This is a genomic window from Niastella soli (assembly GCF_017742245.1).
Taxonomy (GTDB): Bacteria; Bacteroidota; Bacteroidia; order Chitinophagales; family Chitinophagaceae; genus Niastella; species Niastella soli.
In genome coordinates, this window is record NZ_JAGHKO010000011.1 from 709,180 (window position 1) to 727,993 (window position 18,814).

Here is an 18,814-nt window from a genome sequence, read left to right on the forward strand (position 1 = left end):
GCTGTATGGAGAATATTAATACAACCCAGAATAAAGCAGCCAAAACAGCCTCCAACCTTGTTCAGGTGCCGGCTATAACCCTGCCCAAAGGTGGGGGGGCTATAAAAAGCGTTAACGAGAAATTCAATGTGAATGCTGTTGATGGTACTGCCGCTTTTTCTATACCGCTTCCCTTCACTCCGGGTAGAAATGGTAATACACCTTCTTTATCACTTAGCTATAACTCCGGAGGCGGAAATGGTATTTTTGGCTTGGGATGGAATGGTGATTGTCCATCCATTCAAAGAAGGACTGAAAAGAAGCTGCCTGAATACAAAGATGAGGAGGAGTCGGATGTATTCATTTTATCGGGGTCAGAGGACCTGGTGCCGGAATTAATAAAAGACGCAAACGGTAACTGGAATAGAAATACCATTTCAAATAATGGGGTGACCATCACCCGCTACCGCCCCCGGATTGAAGGACTTTTTGCACGGATAGAGAAAATAGAAGAGAATAATATTGTTTACTGGCGGGTAAGATCAAAAGATAATGTGGTTTCCGTATTCGGACAAAGCCCGGGCTCGCGTATAGCCAGTCCGGTTGCAGGGGAGGAGCATAACATTTTTAAATGGTGCCTCGAATACACCTATGATGATAAGGGGAATATTACAAGATACGTGTATAAAAAGGAAGATAAAACGAATATTGCCCCTGCAGTGCATGAAAAGAACCGGTTGAACGACACGGCACCAGTTACCAATGTGTACCCCAAAAGGGTACTCTATGGAAACAATGTTGCCTGGTACGAAGGTGAGGCGATGCCGCCCGATAGCGGATTTTTGTTTGAGCTGGTGTTTGATTATGGGGAACATGATCGTGATAAACCAACCACCCGGGAAATAACCGGGTGGACTGCGCGAAAGGATCCTTTTTCTACCTATCGTTCAGGATTTGAAATAAGGACCAGCCGGCTTTGCCGCCGCATACTGATGTTCCATCATTTCAAAGAGGAGTTGGGCTGGGATGATTACCTGGTGCGTTCGCTTGATCTTGCCTATGATGAACGCCCGCACCTCACTTATCTGGAGCAGATCACTCAAACGGGTTATATCTGGAATACAAATGGTACCCTGAGGTCAAAACGCTCCTTACCGCCATTGGCATTTTCGTATTGCAAACCCGGTTTTTCAAAAGAGGTAAAAGAAGTATCACAGGAAGACGTTGTTAATGATCCGGTTGGTTTGGATAACCGCCTGTACCAATGGACTGATCTCTATAGCGAAGGAATGGCTGGTATGCTTACCGAACAGGCCACTGGCTGGTACTATAAAGAAAATCTGGGTGAGGGGAAATTTTCAGCCGCACAATTAGTAAGCCCCAAACCCGCCCTATCTGGTTTAAGTACCGGTGACCTCGCCATACAGGAACTGGAGGCCAATGGTAAAAAATACCTGGTAAAAACGGATGGCGCGTTAAAAGGGTATTTCGAATTAACTGCTGAAGAAACATGGGAGCCCTTTACTGCTTTTCAGCAATTCCCCAATATTGATCTAAGCGACCCCAATCTAAAATTCCTTGACTTAAACGGAGATGGCAGACCCGATCTGCTGATCTCGCATGAACAGGAATTTATCTGGTATGCCGCCAAAGGAAAGCTGGGCTATGACGATTATCAATCTGCCGCCAAAGCCGCGGACGAAGAAAAAGGGCCGGCTATTCTTTTTGCCAATAAAAATGAAAACATACTGATCGCTACAGCGGATATGAGTGGCGACGGCCTGGCGGATATTGTTATCATCACCCATTCCAATGTGAGTTATTATCCCAATCTGGGGTATGGCCGGTTTGGCGCACGCGTTACTATGCAAATGAATGGCAGCTTTGATAATAATATAAACTTCAATCCGCATTTTATTCAGCTGGCTGATATCGACGGCTCAGGCACTACCGATATAATTTATACCGGTAAGAACAGCATTCAGGTATGGTTTAATCAAAGCGGCAACAGTTTGAACGATCCGGATGAATATTTCAATCCCTTCCCGGAGATAAACGATCAAACGAAAGTAGGTGTGTTTGATCTACTGGGCAATGGGACTGCTTGTTTGGTATGGTCGTCCCCGTTACCTGCACACAGCCATGCTCCTTTGCGATATATTGATCTAATGGGTGGTAGAAAACCCCACCTGATGGAGAAATATCTAAACAACCTGGGTAAAGAAATTACTTTCCGTTACAGGTCTTCCACCCAGTATTATCTTGAAGATAAAGCCAATGGGAATAAATGGATCACCAAACTGCCATTCCCTGTGCAATGTGTAAGCGAAATAATTGTGGAAGATAATATTTCCCAAACCCGTTTTAGTAATCAATACCACTACCATCACGGCTACTATGATGCTGTTGAGCGGGAATTCAGGGGTTTTGCAATGGTAGTACAGGTAGACAGTGAGCAGTATGAAAGCTACCTAAGGAAAACACAGCACCTTGCCACTGCCATTGATGAAAGGAGTTTATTTCAGCCTGTTGTTACTACAAAGACCTGGTTTCATACCGGTGCCTGTCTGAACAGGGAACAGATATTCCATCAATTACAGGAAGAGTATTATTCCGGTACAGCTACCAACCCACAAATGTATTGGTTGCCTGAAACTGATTTGCCAATTAACCTGTCAACGGAGGAGCAGATTGAATGTTGCCGGGCGTTAAAAGGATTGCCGCTTCGCCGGGAAGTATACAGCGATGAAGGGAATGCGGCCGTACAAATTCATCCTTATACGGTTACCCAGTATAATTATGACATACAAAGATTGCAGCCCCGGGGAGAACAGCGGTATGGGATCTTCCTAACCCATGAAAAAGAAGCCCTTATTATAAATTTTGAACGCAACCCGGCTGATCCACGCATGGCACATACCATTAATGTGGAGTTTGATAAATATGGGAATGTGTTGCAGGCCGCATCCGTGGTATATGGAAGAAGAACGGCAGATGCCGGATTGCCTACTGTGGACGACCGGGAAAAACAAACCAGACAATATATAACTTATACCTGTAGCCGGTTTACCCAGGAAATAGCGCTGCCTTCGGCCTACCGGCTTCCGGCAGGTTATGAAACGCAAACCTGGGAGCTTAATACCGGTGCGCCAGCCGCTGTTTTTTTCACGCCCGGTGAAATAAAGCTGTGCTTTGAAAATGCCGCTGTACAAGTATATGAACAGGAAACAGCTATTAACGAAAAAAGAAAGCTGGAACATGCCCGCATCTTATACTTGCGCGATGATCTGTCGGGCCCTCAACCTGCCGGGTTTCAGGATACCAAAGGATTGCTATATGAAAATTATCTGCTGGCAGGGACACCCTCGCTCATGCAGCATATTTATGGGGACAAATACAATGAAAGCCTGTGGCGTGATCAGGCCCGTTATGTACAGCTGGAAGGGGATAATAACTATTGGATAAAATCAGGCCGGACCTGGTTGTACCCCGATCCTTCAATCCCTGAGGTAAATTTTACAAAAAGCAATTTCTATTTGCCGGTGGCTTATGAAGATAATTTTGGAAACCGGACGAGAGTGGTTTACGACAGGTATAGATTATTGCTTAAAAGCGCCATCGATGCCCTGAATAATGAAAGCAATGCAGATGGCTTTAATTACCGGGTAATGGCCCCGTATCTTTTACGGGATGCAAACAATAACCGAACAGGGGTGCGTTTCGACGAGCTGGGGCTGGTATCGCATCAATTCATCATGGGAAAAAGCACTGAGTTAAAAGGCGATCCCATGGATGTAAATACGACCGAGCTTTCACCGAACGATCAGCCGTCTGCGGTGCTTGAATATGCCTTCCGGTATTTTGATACAAACGGACAACAGGCGAACCGCGTGAAGAATACGACTTATGAAAGCCATTATTATAACAGTGATGCCCCAGTTGACCCCACCAGGAAAACGCAGGTAAGCTATTCCTATTCAGATGGCTCGGGGCATGAAGTGCTCAGGAAGATACAGGCAGAGCCGGGCCTTGCGCCGGAACGTGGTGTCGATGGTAAATTAGTTCATGACGCTTCGGGCAATCTGCAGTACAAAGACACCAGTCCTGCTTTGCGATGGATCGGGACGGGCAGAACGATCTTCAACAATAAAGGAAACCCCGTTAAACAATATGAGCCTTTTTTTGATAGCAGTTTTGAATATAACAATGAAAAGGAGCTGGTTGAATTAGGGTTTACGCCTGTAATATACTATGATGCGCTGGGACGGGTGATCAAAACTGAAAAGCCCAACGGTACGTTCTCCAAAATAGTATTTGATGCCTGGCAGCAAAAAGGCTACGATGATAATGATACGGTGAAAGAAAGCAGCTGGTATGCGCAACGGATAAACGGAGAAAAAGGCGAAGCCGAGCAGCAGGCAGCACAAAAAGCCGCCCTGCACTATAATACTCCCTCCACCATTTATCTCGATAGCCTGGGTAGACAATTCCTGGTTGTTACACACAATAAAACGCAACGCAGTAATGAAGCCGTGCAGGAAGAATGGTATTATACCCGAACAAAACAGGATATAGAGGGCAATCAATTAGCCATTACCGATGCAAGAGGTAATGTGGTCATGAGCTTCAAATACGATATGCTGGGCAATACCTGTTTCCAGCAAAGTATGGATGCCGGTGATCGCTGGATGCTGGTCGATGCAATGGGAAAACTACTGCGGGTATGGGATAGCCGGCAACAAACGATCAGTTATACCTACGATGCACTGCACCGGCCGGCGCAATTGTTTGTTGATACCGGTACTGGCAATATTGTCTTTGAACAATACGAATATGGAGAAATGGCACCCGATGCGCTGGGCCATAACCTGAAAGGAAGATTATTCCGGCACTATGATACATCCGGTATAGTAACCAATGCGGCATATGATTTTAAAGGCAATCTATTGACATCTTCCCGGCAATTAGTAAAGGATTACAGGAATATGGCCAACTGGAGTACGAGTCCGCTGCTTGAAACAGAGACCTTCAACAGTGAAACAGCTTATGATGCGCTGAACCGGCCAGTTAAAATAATAGCGCCCGATCGCAGTTTGTTCACCCCTTTGTACAATGAGGCCAGCCTGCTCAATAAGGTGGTTGTAAATATTAAAGGTGTGAATGAGTCAACGAGTTTTGTAAACAACATTGATTATAACGCAAAGGGACAGCGTAAAGCGATCTTTTATGGTAACAACACAAAAACGACTTACCAGTATGAACCGGAAACCTGCCGGTTAACAAGATTGTTGACTACGGGTGGTAGTAACCAGGTATTGCAGGACCTGAATTATACCTATGACCCGGCCGGAAATATTACCCGGCAATTTGATAATGCACAGAAGACTGTTTTTTATGGTGGACAACAGGTGGAAGCGCAAAGCGATTATTACTACGATGCTGTTTACCGGTTAATTGAAGCCGGTGGGCGGGAACATACGGGGCAAACAAGCGGGAACGGGACTGATAACTGGAACGACGACTGGTGCCGGTTTAGCCTGCAACCCAATTCGCCTGTACAAATGCGCAACTACACACAGAAATATGGGTACGACAGCGCAGGGAATCTTACAAAGATGCAGCATATAGCAGGCCCGCAGGGCAGCTTCACCCGGGAGTTTACCTATAATGCATCGAATAACCGCCTGATGAGTGTTACAACCGGTGATGAAAACTTTGCCTATTCGTATAACGTGCATGGAAGTATGCTTACCATGCCGCACCTGAAACAATTGAACTGGAACTTCCGGGAACAATTGCAACACGTAAGTTTAGGTGGAGGCGGTGAAGCATATTATGTATATGACAGCAACGGGCAACGGGTAAGAAAAGTAGTAGAAAGGCTTTTTAATAAAACCGAAGAGCGGATCTATTTGGGGGTGTTTGAGATTTACCGGGAACGAAGGGCTAATGTCATTCTGCTGGAAAGAGAGACCCTGCATGTAACGGACGACAAAAACAGGATAGCCATGGTAGATACCCTTACAAAGGTTAATTATGGGACTACCTCACAACTGGTGCGTTACCAGTATAGCGATCACCTGGGAAGTTCCTGTCTTGAACTGGATGCCGACGCCAACATTATTTCCTATGAGGAGTATCACCCTTATGGTACTACGGCATACCAGGCAACCGATTCCTCGCGACAGGTACCTGCTAAACGCTACCGGTACACCGGTATGGAACGAGATGAAGAAAGCGGGTTTAATTACCATAGTGCGCGGTATTATGTCCCGTGGCTGGGGCGGTGGTGTAATGCAGATCCCATAGGCATTCGGGGTGGGTTAAACGTTTATGGTTATTGCAGGGGGAATCCGGTTATGAGAACGGACCCCAAAGGGACCACAGACCAACCACCGGCGCAGAAGCATTTGATAGAACAGTTTAACGTAGAAACAAGAGCAACGCAAACTACCTATTCCCAGGCGTCCAATATCCGGAAATATGTTGACAATATTGCGGAGTCATGGATGGAAAATGCTGCTGACTACCATGTTGGTCACCATCCCGATACACCGATGTGGAGTAGCCCGCCGGGCGCAACGCAGTGGGTCGGTCCTCAAAACGCCAAGGCTAATAACCAACAGTCTGCTGGTGAACGGAAAGATGCGGCTAGTGCTAAGGCAAAAGGCCAGTATGGCAGAGAAGGTGGCGATCATGTAGGGCCAGCCGTACCGAATGGTCCCAAGGTGGTGCTTCCACAAGACGTAAAGGCAATTATCAATAGGAAGCCACCAGCGCCGGCGCCTGCTGCACCGGCCCCGCCGGCAGCATCAGGAGGCAAGCAGCCTATGTATGGCCCCGAACAACAAAGTTTCCCTTTTGCAAAAGATAAGCAGCTGGAGTTTGACTTTAGCAAGCCATTACCTGTACGGTCTGCCCCCAGCGCTTCCCCTAAGGTTGAAAGGGAACAACCGGTACAGTCCCCGTTTGTTTTTGAGGAAACAGCGCCCATACCGGTGCAGCGTTCAACGCCTGCACCGCCAGGACAGGGGTCAACGCCTGTACCTGCCCCCAGTGGGGCTTATTCTGCGGGAAAAGCTGCAGCTAACGGATTGGCGCAGTTTGTTCCAGGAACCACGGAAGGATTGATGGCCACGGAAGCCATTGCCCTTGCTGCTGCACGTGCAGGGATGCCAAGATTGGCGGCTGCTGCTTTTGCGGGTGCCCGGGCACCTGGTCCGGCAGCTATTGGTGGTATAGTGGGTGCAGTTGCCGGCGTAAAAGCAGAAAATCTTGTCCGGGATATTGGGCTTGGGGAAACTGCAGCAACCGGGGCTGGTTTAAGCGTCGCGGTGATCGCAGGCGGTTTAGCTGCGGGAGCGTTTGTCGCATTAACAGCACCAATATCCCTACCAGTTATAGCCGGTGCCATGATTGCGGGCGGTTTGTCTGCAGGCTTTGGGTACCTGATGTCCAAATAATGAAGCGATTATACTTGATAAAAGGCTGTATTAGTTCTGATACGGCCTTTTATTCCGGTACCCTGGCTAACCCAGTCCTATAGCCGGAAATGGGTGTTTTTCACGTTGTTCAACTGGCGTTTTAGATAAACCTTTGTAAGAAACATTTTTCATAACCTATGTTTGACAATGTCGCCATTAACGTCGTCATTGGTTTGATATTCGTCTACCTTCTTTATAGCCTGTTTGTAACGATCCTTGGCGAAATGCTGGCCGCCCGCCTTGGTTTCAGGCAAAGGATGCTGCGTGTATGTATTGAGCGGATGCTGAATGACGGTTATTACGACCAGGGCGCTACCCGATGGGAAAAATTCAGGAACTGGCTGGCCGCTCTCTTTCTGTACGAGCGGAATGATTTCAAATACAGTGTGGCCGGAAGGTTCTATGCGTCCCCCTCCATCAAGTATCTTTCGAAGAACAAGAAGACGCATGCCATGTCTTTCCGGAACGGCAAGCCTTCTTACATTACCAGTGACACCTTTGCCATCACTATGATCCATTTGTTGCGAAGCAAGGGCCAGGGGCGTACAGATATGGACAGGATTGACTTCGCGCTTCAGAATAATACACTTCATTTTCAGCAGGAAACGCTGACAAACATCCGCGCCATGGCAAAGGATGCAGGCGGGGATGTCAATGCTTTTGGCGACCAGCTCCGGAAATGGTTTGTGGAGGCAAATGACCAGGCCAGCGGGTGGTATAAGCGTTTTCTCACTCGTATTTCCATAGTACTGGGGCTTATCATCGCCATGATCTTCAATGTGGATTCTATCCGGATAGCGAAAACGCTTTCTAAAGACAGGGATGCCCGCACCCAGCTGGTGAACCTGAGTGTTGCAGCGGCCAGGGATACGGCCCGGTACAGCTACTTTGTCAATGGCAATAAGGATTCGGTGCTTTCTAACGCCATCGTGGACAGCGGACTGGCACATATCTCGGAGGATATGTCGCAAGCCAATATCCTCATTGGGGCCGGGTGGGGACTGAATGCACTACATAAGCGATACACGGTAGTGGTTGACAGCAGCGAGCAGCCTGGTGCTTTCCGGCAACTGGAAGCATACAGATCAGAGGCTGACAAACATCAAATGCTGGCGCGCAGCTTATTAACCAGACAGCAGGAGCTGGCAGCTATGAAATTCAGGCTCCAGCAATTTAATATCATCTTGGGCGGGGCGGGAAAAGACAGCATCGCCATCAGACAAAAAAGAAATGCAGTCAGTGACAGTGTCAGGATGCTGATTGTTCAGTTGTCACTGGACTCTCTTGGTTTGAGTACATTGCATTCCTATCGGCAGCTTACAGACTCTGTCAATGCGTTGTCCCAGGAGGAATTTGCAGCAATAGATGTGGTTGCCAGGGAAGGCGCCGATTCGCCGCATCAGGTCCGCATCTCCGGAACGGTTAACTACACCGCTGGTGAGAAACTGTGGTATGTGCTGGGTCGTATAGGTGAGGACAAGACACGCCTGCTTGGCTTTTTTATTACCGCTCTTGCGTTGTCCCTGGGCGCTCCTTTCTGGTTCGATCTGCTAGGCAAGGTTGTTGCCATCCGTACGGCAGGCGTTAAGCCCGAAGAAAAGAAGGAAACCCCGGAAAGAACCACGCTGGCTGACCAGCCATTGGTCAATGTGGCTAAAAATGAAGCGGTGGTGGTTCCGGTGGCAACGCCGTTCGAACTCGCGGTACTCAGCGCAAGGTCGAGGCTGGCAAATGAAATGGGCGTCCTTTCTGTACATGAGGGACTTGCGATTACAGCGAACCGGCTTTCAGATGCCATTGAGATCCATGTAAAGGATAGAATTACCCGGGATACTGTTAAAAGATTGTTGGGTGATGAACATAAAAATTTCCCCCTTGATATTGTTATCACAACCGGCGCGGCGGTCCACGCACTGACCAGAGGAGAGAAGATCATGAACCAGGCATTGGTAAATGGAATAGGCTCGCTGGGTTGCTACCTGAGTAAGGATGGCAGCGCAGGGGTGTACCTGTTATCTTGCTGGCATGTGATAAAGGGTGACCAGAACTGGAATGTAAACTCCGGTCCGGAAACCGTGATGGATGGGCAGGAAAAAGCCATTGGCCGGGTGGTGGATGGCTGCTTCGCTACTAATATGGATGTGGGCTTTGCGGTACTTACCAATGGTCCTGCGTCCAATGATTTTAAAAAACACTGGCGGACGGTCACCAGGAATGACGCGCGTACCTGCGGCGTAAAATTTAATGGGGCAGGATCGGAAGGTCTTCAGGAAGCAAAAATTTATAACCATAGTGTGAACATGACCGAGGGTATCCTATATCCTGATGGAGTTAAACGGGTCTTGACGGACGTGTTTTCTATCTCCCGGTTAGACAGACAGGGGCGACCGGTATCGGCACCTTCACACCGGGGCGACTCGGGCGCACTGGTGCTCGATAACGCCAATGTGCCCTTGGGCATTATCGTCGGTGGAGATGATAAGTTTACCTATGTAGTCAAATTGTCCAATATACTGGCGGAAGACGGCATTTACAGCGAATACAAAATTTTAACCTGAAACAGATATGAAAAAAATGGCTATCCTCCTGTCGGCATGGCTGATGGGAATGCTTTCATCCTATGCCCAAGAGAAAGTTGACATTACCGTGGATAATAACACGGTGAATGCAACCCCCGGCTCCGGAAAGAAGATCACTGTCAAAAGAAACGGAACGATCGAGTTCAGCCTGAAGACCCCCGAACACTGGCTGAAGGACCATAAAGCTGCGTTATCGATCAAAGGGAAAGAATTTAAATTCACCGGCCATTCACTCACGTTTACCGATGACCCAACAGCGAAGAATGGCATTGATTTGTCCAGTACCCGGGCAACAGCGGAGATCGATGGCAAAAAGTTGAGTTGGAACATTATGGTGGCTATGGAAGAGGCGAAACCAAAGGACCCGAAAACTGCTGATGTTACAACTGATGCTCCCGAAGCTGATAAAGATGAGCCGACGGGTGAGCCAGACCGAAAGCCGTATAGACCGGGCAGTATGTACTATGACGCCATTGCGCTGGCCACCCCGCACCAGCTGACGGAAAAGGAATGGGATGATGTGGTGAATTTCTATTTTAAACAAAAACTGGCCCTGCACCAGGATCTTGTAAGCCGGATAAAGAATAGCGCCAATAATCCCTTTCTTGCTGAGTCCGTGAATACCTCAGACACCTTTCTGCTCAAGATAAAAGGACTAGGGGCTGCACAGAGTGGGGGCGGTAGCATTTTATCGCAGGCGTTGACTTCCATTGGGGGGATCGATGTAACTACCATCGTAGATGGGTTTGCAAAATTCATTGTCAAAAGAACAAAGCAGGAACTGGCCATCAGCTTTTTCGATAAATTCAAAGACATGATCGCCAAGGAAAAGGACCTGCAATCGGTTTTTCCTGAAACATACCAGGCGTTGACCGTAATAGGTGACCAGATCTACAATTACCAGGCTTATATTCAAACCTTACGGGAAAGCTTTGAAAAAGACCTGAGTACCCTGGCTAAGAATCTGCCTTCCATTATCGACAATCACCAGGCATTTTTTGATCAGGAGAATAAAAGATGGTTGAAAGCCACGCTGCTTACAGGTTCCTATGTTACCAGTGGGCTGCAGGACCATGTGCATCCTGGCGACCTGCTGGCAGACTACCCGGCTGAATACCTGGATAGTTTGCTCTCAAATAACTGGAAAGGAGCGGTGCAGACCCTCCAGCTTATTTCCCTGTCATTGCGGGATACTGCATCAAACAAAGACTCTGCATACTGGGTAAGCCCACGACAGGTCAGGGAGTTGATAGCCAATTCGACGGCGTTCAACATCTACCTCGGACTGATGTATGAAACGGAAAAAACATTCGACAAAACTAATGGTGCAGGTGGTCATATTTACTTTAAGGATAGTACGGTGACCTTACAAAGAATATTAGACGCTGTACATGTTAACCTGGCACCCTTCAGAACTTTTATTACTCAATTCGGTGAAAAGGCGGGCCGGCTTAATACTATGATCCGGCAGTATAAAAAAGCAGCCAGTGATTCCCTGATGCTGGAGCAATACTATGCCTATTTCACTGCGACTGTTGACCTGCTGCAACAAAGCAGCAAGGTAACTTCGATCCCGGCTGTGCGGGACCTTGTAAAGGTAGACCTTGGTAAAGAAATGACCGACTATTTCGATATCTCGCGGTCATTTTCCAATTTAGTGCTAAACGTGAATCGGCGAAATTATGCGGCGGCCATCATCAATACCACACATATATACGATGTGATACGCATAAAATGGTCCGCCAAAAACCCAGATGTCCAGGGCGGAGCATTATTTGATGCCCCTGCCGCAGTCAAAGCTTCAAAAGATGAGATCTTTAAATATGGCGGATTTATGGCTGCGCTGGTACAGGCCAAAAGCAGTGATGAGGTAGAGAATGCCATCGAAGCAATAGCGCTGCCTACCGGTTCAGCCCGCATTAAACGAGAGACACCTTTCAATATCTCGTTGAATGCCTATGGTGGGCTCTTTTTGGGCCATGAATCCATTGCTGGTATTAAAAATAAAAAATGGATCAACAGTTATGGTATAACGGCGCCCATCGGAGTGGCATTCAGCACCAGCAGCCATCATTTGTCTTATTCGCTTTTTCTTTCGGTAGTGGACATTGGTGCCGTGGCAGCCTTCCGGTTTGCCGATACCCTAACTTCCAAAGTGCCGGTGATCGAGTTAAAGAATATCGTGTCGCCCGGTGCGTTTTTCTCCCTTGGTCTTCCCAGGTCACCGGTATCTATAAACCTGGGCGCTCAAATGGGGCCTAATTTACGAAAAGTATATGCGCCCACTGATGGTAAACAAAGCAATGATTATGCGAATCAAACGTACTGGCGTTTTAGTGTATCGGTTTGTGTGGATATACCAGTGCTGAATTTCTATACTCGGTCGGCGAAGTAGAAAGATATTACGGAATAAAAAGGATGTAACTGAAAAGGTACATCCTTTTTATTTTATTAAGTCATGTTCAATAAATCATTTCGGATAAACAAAATTTGTTTGTGCTTCCTTTGTTTTTACCGGTCTGATCTCAATACTGGCAGTAGGTACAAATGCAAATTCAGGATTTTGTTTGGCAATTGCAATGGCCTCCTCAACGCTGTCTGCCTGTATATGGTAATAGCCAACCTGGATCTCTTTTGTAGGATCAATTATAGTAGTGTTCCAGGTATTATCAGCTTTTGAAATAACACAACCTTCTCTTAATAGAGGTTGTGCTGCTATCAGTTTCCGGCTGGTTTTTAAAAGCTCAATATAAACCTCACATTGCTTAATGAAAGTCAAATGCTCATTGGCAGAAAGGTTTGCCTTTGCATCACCTGCATTGCGTATATATAGCATAAATTCGGTTGCCATATTGTTTATGCTTTAGTGTGATTAAAGAATCATTATACAAATGTAATATGATTTCGTGAGGGCCTGTGTCTGCCATCTGCCCCGTCTGTATTGAATAAAAGATAAAAGCCGCTTGTTCGCATTTGTACAATTTATCTTTTTAGGCTGCTTTTACCTTTACTAAAATTTAAAAATATGAAAAGCAGCAAAAAAAGGTTGCCTTTGTTGATGATATTGTTAGTTTGTATAAATGTGATAGTCAATGCTCAATTACAGGAAGCAAAAAAAGCCATTGCGGAAAGCAATGCCAGGTATTTTGAGTCTTTTGTTAAAAATGATTCTTCCATTTTTATCAATAGCTATGCAGAAGATGCCTGTATCCTGGCCCCTGATGCACCTGCCGCGTGTGGCCGGGAAGCCTTCGCCAGATTCTTCCGGTTGGCTTATCAGGAGTATGGTCTAAGAAACGGTAAATTCATCACTACGAATGTATATGGCGATGGGAAGGAATATGTAACGGAAGAAGGATACTGGCAATCCTTTAATGCAAAGGGAGAACTATTTGACGATGGGAAGTTTTTAGTGCTTTGGAAGAAGACCGCGAGCGGCTGGAAAATGTTCCGTGATTCGTTTAGCAGCAATCATGCCGTCAAATGATCATTTATGCTGATCCTCACCGCTGTATTTTGTCTGGTATAAGGGCCAGGCGAAATACGGCGGTGAGTGTCAATAATGTTTCAGGTGCTAATCAGTTTAATGATAAACTTCCTCTACATATTCATCAATTCGGTTTGTTGATCTGTCTACCAGTTTTGCTATGGCCGCTGCAGCTAACCCGCCTATTAAATACAAGCCAATGGTCATGATCCTGGTGCCCATTGTTTTATTGCTTGGATCGGTTGACAGCCCCATTGACTTTGGTAAAACAACAGCCGAAACACCAGCTGCCAGTCCTAGTAAAGCGCCATACAGCCATACCTTTTTTTTGCCGCCTATTGCCGCCAGACTAAAATAGGCGGTGTCACAAAAAAGTTCGCCACCAACAGCCCATCGTTGAAGTGCGCCATCTGCCGGTACATTTTTATGCATTTTTGTTAGGCCTTTTCGGATCAGGTCCATATCCAGCAGGTCCATACGGGGTGCTACGGGGCTAATTCTCCTCATTGCTTCGTGCATGCAAGCGACTGTAACTGTTCCTGCTAATCCTCCAGCTAATGCAGATGAAACTTTCATAGTATATAATTGTGTTATTAAATCAACAAACTACTATGGCTAAAAAATTTGTACCAGGTTATGGTTAAAGAGGATGTAGGGAGTCGCGGGGATGCGCGGTTAGTAGTGAACGATGGAAGGCAGACGCTTGGGTACTAAAAGAAAAGGTCCGCTTTCGCGGACCTTTTCTTTTGAAAATTATTTTGTGAAGATGAAATTCTCCTGCGTGGTATGAGCGAGTGATAGCCCATGTTTGGTGCAATGATCGATCATTTGCTTCTTGGTAGCTTCTTCACCGCCATGCTCAATGATGAGGCATTTACAGCCCAGTTTTGTTAAGTCCATTTGTTTCAAAATGGTCAAATCCATTAACTCGGCATCTATGGTAATAAAGTCATATGTTTTGTACCTGGCAACAGTGGTATTGAACGTCTGGAAGTCGTACGTTTTGATGGTGATTTTATTGAAGTTTACGCCAGTCCACATGGTGGTGGTATCCTTTTTCAGGGAAGAAACCAGTGACGTGTCACCCAACCCTTCTAATTGTCCTGAATCGTAAAAATCAGCTTCACCATTTTGTTCACCGATGGCAACCTGGTGTATCGCTACTTTGTTGTTGCCCCGATGCAGTTTGCTTACTTTGGAAAAAGCGACCTGGGAGGGTTCCACCAGATCTGCAGACCAGCCGTTTAAAATGAAATGTAAAGCGTTGCTATAGGTGATACCGTCGTTCTCGCCAATTGATAATAAAGTGCCCTTAAAATCGCCAAAATATTGGGCTATTGTTTTGTCTTCCTGGTTTTGACCAAAGTATTGTTTAATCCCCAACTTGTTGCGTAATGAAACGACAGCAGGATGGTTACTTACTCTTTTTCTTAATCTCATGGTTTATAGATGTATATGGATTCTTCCCTATTTTAAAAGACGCAAAGAACGTATTTTGTTTTGTTATTTTGAACAAAACAGGCCATTATATTGACGAATACATTATTGTAAATAATAATGCGCTTTGATCCCCATTTACAATGCCTGCTTAAGCTTTGTAAGCGCCGTAATGATCTCGTTTGGCCTTAGGGAGGCAAAGCCCAGCCGCAGGCCATTGGTGGAAAAGGATTCATTTTTGTAAAAGCTCCCGTCAGCGATCAACAGGCCTTGTTTCGATGCCCGTTCAGCCAGTTTCACCAGGTTTATTTTTTTGTCGAATTGCGCCCAAACGGCCAGTCCACCTTCTGGTACCCTGAACGCTATACTGTTAGAAAGATCGGCTTGCAGTACTTTGCAGAAAAGGTCCCTGCGTTCCTTATATGCTTTGATCGACTTCCGGAAATACCGCTCCATTTCCCCGTTGTCGAAAAGAACGGCAAAAGCCTCCTCCAGTACCGTATCGCCCTGTTTATCGATCAGTTCCCTTAATGACGCTGCGGCATTTATAAATGCAGCGGGCCCAATCATAAAACCAATACGCAATGCGGGTGCCACCGTTTTGGTTACCGAACCAATATAGATCACGTTCTGGTGGTGATCGATACTTGCCAGAGGCAGGTAGGGTTTGTTTTCATAGTGAAAATCAAAATCATAGTCATCTTCCAGTATGGCAAACCGGTATTCCCTGGCCAGGGTCAATAATTTTAACCGTCGTTCCATGCTCATAGTAACCGTTGTTGGGAAGTGGTGATGTGGAATAACATATACCGCCTTTATTTCTTTGCGTCGCAATGCCTTTTCAAGGTAGTCAATATCCAGGCCATATTCGTCTACGGGAATACGAACCAGTTTGGCGCCATGATACAGGAATGTATTATCAGCCAGCACGTAATTTGATGTGCCCACAGCAATATGCGCTTGCTGGTTCAGCAACAGCTGTGAGGCCAGGTAAATGCCCATTTGGCTCCCCTTGGTAATAAGTATATTTTCCGGAGATACGGTAATTCCCCGGGTGTTATATAAGTTGTGCGCAATAGAAGCCCGCAGGTGTTCAGATCCCTTTGCGCTACCGTATTTTAAAAAGTTCCTTCCGAACGATTTCCTTGAAATGCTCCGGTATTCACGCATTAATTCATCGATGGGTGTCAACCGTACATCCGGGAATCCATCATCAATGGTCAATTTAGCCGTTTGCAAATTCATGCCGGTGATGGCGCGGGAAAACCGGTTATTCCATTTAAAAGGTTCCTGCTGTCGTAACTCAGGTTGAATGCCTGGTAATCGTTTTCTGGTAATGATCGGCAGCTTTGATAGTACAAATATGCCTTTGCGGGGCACCGAATCGGCCCAGCCCTGGCTGATCAATTCCTCGTAGGCCAGCTTCACTGTGTTGCGGTGAATGCCGATCAACTCCGCTAAAACCCGCGTACTCGGTAATAGGGCGGAAGGTTGTAAGGTGCCATTGGAGATCAGGGTAATAAAACTGTTACATACCTGTATATGTAGTGATAGTGATGAGTTTCTATCAAGTTGTATCAATGATTTATAAGGCAACATCTGGGCTGTAGTTTATGTTGAAACTGGGCTGCAAATATAGCCCAGCATAGAAATACTTTTGTAAAAAATTATCACAGTGAAAAAGTTATTGGTCATCAACGCAAGTGCAAGAGGATCACAATCGCACAGCAGAACACTTACCGAAGTATTTGTTAATCATTGGAGACAACAGCATCCCGGTGCAGAGATCAACTGTCGGGAATTAGGCAATACCTATGTTCCTCATATAACGAATGAGTGGATCACCGCCAATGTAAAACCGGTTGCAGAAAGAACAGACAAAGACCTGGAAATATTAGGCGCCAGCGATGCCTACATAAACGAATTACGGGAGGCCGACATAGTAGTGTTGGGTACGCCCATGTATAACTGGTCTATCCCAAGCACGCTAAAAGCCTATATAGACCAGGTGATGCGTTTCAATGAAACTTTTACTATAGATCCCGCCAATCAGGAAAAGCCTTATGTTGGACTGTTGCAGCATAAAACCCTGGTACTTTTAGTGGCAAGAGGTCTCCAGGATTATGAACCTGGAGAATACAATGCAGCCTTGAACTTTCAGACGACCTATCTGAAAACCGTTTTCAATATGATGGGCATTGATGATATTCATCTGGTAGCGGTGAATGGCACTTCAATGAATAAAGAAGTACTTACAAGCACCATCAGGCAGGCCCACCAGCAGGTGCAATCAGTAATTAAAGGAATGCAACAGTAATGAGGAACCCCAAATTGAAAGGCAGCATTTTAATAACACTCGGCGCCTGTTGTTACGGCATGTTGGGCACCTATGTAAAAATGGCTTATCAGTCCGGGTTTAATACCGCCGAGGTTACCATAGCACAGTTCGCTATTGGTTGTATAGGCCTGTTTATACTTACGCTGGTGCGGCGACCGCATGCTAATACTTACTTAAGAGGGTCTATAAAAAGTACAGTCCGTCTGGTATTGGCAGGCTCTTCACTTGGGCTAACGAGTATCTTTTACTATATGTCAGTGAAGTATATCGCAGTAAGCGTGGCCATCGTATTATTGGCCCAGTCTGTATGGATGGGTGTAGTGGTGGAAGCGATCGATCAAAAAAAGCTACCGCACATTGGAAAAATGTTAGCAGTGCTGGTTATAATGGCAGGCACTGTGCTGGCCACTAACCTGCTTACCCAGTCGATCAGTTTTAACTGGAAGGGTATAGCATTCGGCTTGTTGGGGGCGCTTTGTTATACAGCCACCATGTACTCAACCAATAATCTTGAGCTGGGATTGCCACCGGTGAAACGCAGCCTGTTTATGGTGCTGGGCGGATTGATTGTTGTCCTTATGGTTTTTCATACCGCTGTTAATGAGGGATTTTCCGGTAGTATATTCTTTAGTTGGGGACTGCTGATTGCTCTTTTTGGGACCATTCTTCCGCCATTATTATTTACTCGAGGCATGCCATTGACAGGAATAGGGCTGGGCGCGGTGCTGGCAGCAATTGAAATACCCATTGCTGTTATAATGGCTGGCGTTCTCTTGAGTGAAAAGGTGTTGGTAAGCCAATGGATTGGTGTGGCGCTTATCCTCGGGGCGGTTGCCTGGATGAACATGCCTAAACGTCAAGTGATAAAATTCAAAATAAAATATGACAACAAGAATTAAAATTGATCAGGTAGAACCTGCAGGCTATAAAGCCATACTCGGATTGGAAAAGTTTATCGAAAGCACTCCACTGACCAAAGTACATAAGGATTTGATCAAGATTAGGGCTTCGCAAATAAATGGCTGTGCATTTTGTATTGACATGCACACAAAAGAAGCCCGAAAAGCAGGTGAAACAGAACAGCGGATCTATGCGCTGAATGCCTGGCGCGATGCTCCTTTCTATACAGATGAAGAGAAAGCTATTCTGGCATTAACAGAAGAAGTTACTCTTATTAGCCATAATCAGGTAAGCAATGCCACTTATGAGCAGGCTGCCAGATTGTTTGGTGAAGCTTATCTGGCGCAGATTATTCTTTCTATCATAACCATCAATGTTTGGAACCGGATCGGGATCACCACTAAGTTAATTCCGGTATAACATTTTTTCAGTTCTATTGAGTATTTAAAAGGCCGGCCGATTCTTCGGTCGGCCAGTTTTAGATAGCAAACAAATAATTTTGAACGGTTCTATTTCTTTTTTACTTATAAAGTCAATTCAAACTGCCAGGCGCCCCTACCATGGATGGGGTTAGGAAATTTGATCCTTACATGTTTATAGTTGCTTTTAG

Annotated in this window: 11 protein-coding genes; 7 read left to right on the forward strand and 4 right to left on the reverse strand. The window is 46.1% G+C overall.

Annotated elements, in window-relative coordinates; all coding sequences use genetic code 11:
• Positions 1 to 5 precede the first annotated feature (5 nt).
• From J7I42_RS28665 to J7I42_RS28675, 3 genes are all read left to right on the forward strand, one after another.
• Positions 6 to 7,442 (forward strand): SpvB/TcaC N-terminal domain-containing protein, encoded by a 7,437-nt coding sequence (locus tag J7I42_RS28665; RefSeq protein ID WP_209142713.1) that lies wholly within the window; start codon positions 6 to 8, stop codon positions 7,440 to 7,442.
• Positions 7,443 to 7,600: 158 nt separating this feature from the next.
• Positions 7,601 to 10,021: a hypothetical protein gene (locus J7I42_RS28670; RefSeq protein ID WP_209142715.1), complete on the forward strand. Its 2,421-nt coding sequence runs from the start codon at positions 7,601 to 7,603 to the stop codon at positions 10,019 to 10,021.
• 7 nt (positions 10,022 to 10,028) lie between these two features.
• Complete coding sequence (locus J7I42_RS28675) at positions 10,029 to 12,437, forward strand: hypothetical protein (protein ID WP_209142717.1); 2,409 nt, start codon at positions 10,029 to 10,031, stop codon at positions 12,435 to 12,437.
• A 75-nt stretch (positions 12,438 to 12,512) separates the two neighbouring features.
• Here the strand turns inward: J7I42_RS28675 and J7I42_RS28680 are convergent, their stop codons facing one another.
• Positions 12,513 to 12,893 (reverse strand): YciI family protein, encoded by a 381-nt coding sequence (locus J7I42_RS28680; RefSeq protein WP_209142719.1) that lies wholly within the window; start codon positions 12,891 to 12,893, stop codon positions 12,513 to 12,515.
• Positions 12,894 to 13,067: 174 nt separating this feature from the next.
• Between J7I42_RS28680 and J7I42_RS28685 the strand changes: the two genes are divergently transcribed.
• The gene (locus J7I42_RS28685; RefSeq protein ID WP_209142721.1) at positions 13,068 to 13,529 is read left to right on the forward strand and encodes a YybH family protein; all 462 of its coding nucleotides are present in this window, start codon (positions 13,068 to 13,070) and stop codon (positions 13,527 to 13,529) included.
• 96 nt (positions 13,530 to 13,625) lie between these two features.
• Here the strand turns inward: J7I42_RS28685 and J7I42_RS28690 are convergent, their stop codons facing one another.
• The 3 genes from J7I42_RS28690 to pdxR all read right to left on the reverse strand — a co-directional run bounded on the left by J7I42_RS28690 (position 13,626) and on the right by pdxR (position 16,565).
• Positions 13,626 to 14,105, reverse strand: coding sequence for a hypothetical protein (locus tag J7I42_RS28690; protein WP_209142723.1), 480 nt, complete (start codon positions 14,103 to 14,105; stop codon positions 13,626 to 13,628).
• A gap of 177 nt (positions 14,106 to 14,282) precedes the next feature.
• Entirely contained in the window at positions 14,283 to 14,969 is a 687-nt protein-coding gene (locus tag J7I42_RS28695) for an FkbM family methyltransferase (protein ID WP_209142725.1), read from the reverse strand.
• Between the two features lie 135 nt (positions 14,970 to 15,104).
• Positions 15,105 to 16,565 carry a MocR-like pyridoxine biosynthesis transcription factor PdxR gene (gene pdxR, locus J7I42_RS28700; RefSeq protein ID WP_209142727.1) on the reverse strand — a complete coding sequence of 487 codons (1,461 nt, stop codon included), beginning with the start codon at positions 16,563 to 16,565 and terminating at the stop codon, positions 15,105 to 15,107.
• A gap of 76 nt (positions 16,566 to 16,641) precedes the next feature.
• Here pdxR and J7I42_RS28705 point away from each other — a divergent pair, with 76 nt between their 5' ends.
• The 3 genes from J7I42_RS28705 to J7I42_RS28715 are packed head-to-tail and all read left to right on the forward strand — an operon-like array spanning position 16,642 to position 18,624.
• Positions 16,642 to 17,283: an FMN-dependent NADH-azoreductase gene (locus tag J7I42_RS28705; RefSeq protein ID WP_209142729.1), complete on the forward strand. Its 642-nt coding sequence runs from the start codon at positions 16,642 to 16,644 to the stop codon at positions 17,281 to 17,283.
• Positions 17,283 to 18,203 carry an EamA family transporter gene (locus tag J7I42_RS28710; protein WP_209142731.1) on the forward strand — a complete coding sequence of 307 codons (921 nt, stop codon included), beginning with the start codon at positions 17,283 to 17,285 and terminating at the stop codon, positions 18,201 to 18,203. Before J7I42_RS28705 ends, J7I42_RS28710 begins: the two co-directional genes overlap by 1 nt.
• Positions 18,187 to 18,624: a carboxymuconolactone decarboxylase family protein gene (locus J7I42_RS28715; protein WP_209142733.1), complete on the forward strand. Its 438-nt coding sequence runs from the start codon at positions 18,187 to 18,189 to the stop codon at positions 18,622 to 18,624. The genes J7I42_RS28710 and J7I42_RS28715 overlap by 17 nt, the downstream gene beginning before the upstream one ends.
• Positions 18,625 to 18,814: the final 190 nt, after the last annotated feature.

Coding starts and splice junctions, on each gene's coding strand:
- J7I42_RS28665 (WP_209142713.1), top strand. CDS start 6: ATGGAGAATATTAATACAACCCAGAATAAAGCAGCCAAAACAGCCTCC.
- J7I42_RS28670 (WP_209142715.1), top strand. CDS start 7,601: ATGTTTGACAATGTCGCCATTAACGTCGTCATTGGTTTGATATTCGTC.
- J7I42_RS28675 (WP_209142717.1), top strand. CDS start 10,029: ATGAAAAAAATGGCTATCCTCCTGTCGGCATGGCTGATGGGAATGCTT.
- J7I42_RS28680 (WP_209142719.1), bottom strand. CDS start 12,893: ATGGCAACCGAATTTATGCTATATATACGCAATGCAGGTGATGCAAAG.
- J7I42_RS28685 (WP_209142721.1), top strand. CDS start 13,068: ATGAAAAGCAGCAAAAAAAGGTTGCCTTTGTTGATGATATTGTTAGTT.
- J7I42_RS28690 (WP_209142723.1), bottom strand. CDS start 14,105: ATGAAAGTTTCATCTGCATTAGCTGGAGGATTAGCAGGAACAGTTACA.
- J7I42_RS28695 (WP_209142725.1), bottom strand. CDS start 14,969: ATGAGATTAAGAAAAAGAGTAAGTAACCATCCTGCTGTCGTTTCATTA.
- pdxR (WP_209142727.1), bottom strand. CDS start 16,565: ATGTTGCCTTATAAATCATTGATACAACTTGATAGAAACTCATCACTA.
- J7I42_RS28710 (WP_209142731.1), top strand. CDS start 17,283: ATGAGGAACCCCAAATTGAAAGGCAGCATTTTAATAACACTCGGCGCC.
- J7I42_RS28715 (WP_209142733.1), top strand. CDS start 18,187: ATGACAACAAGAATTAAAATTGATCAGGTAGAACCTGCAGGCTATAAA.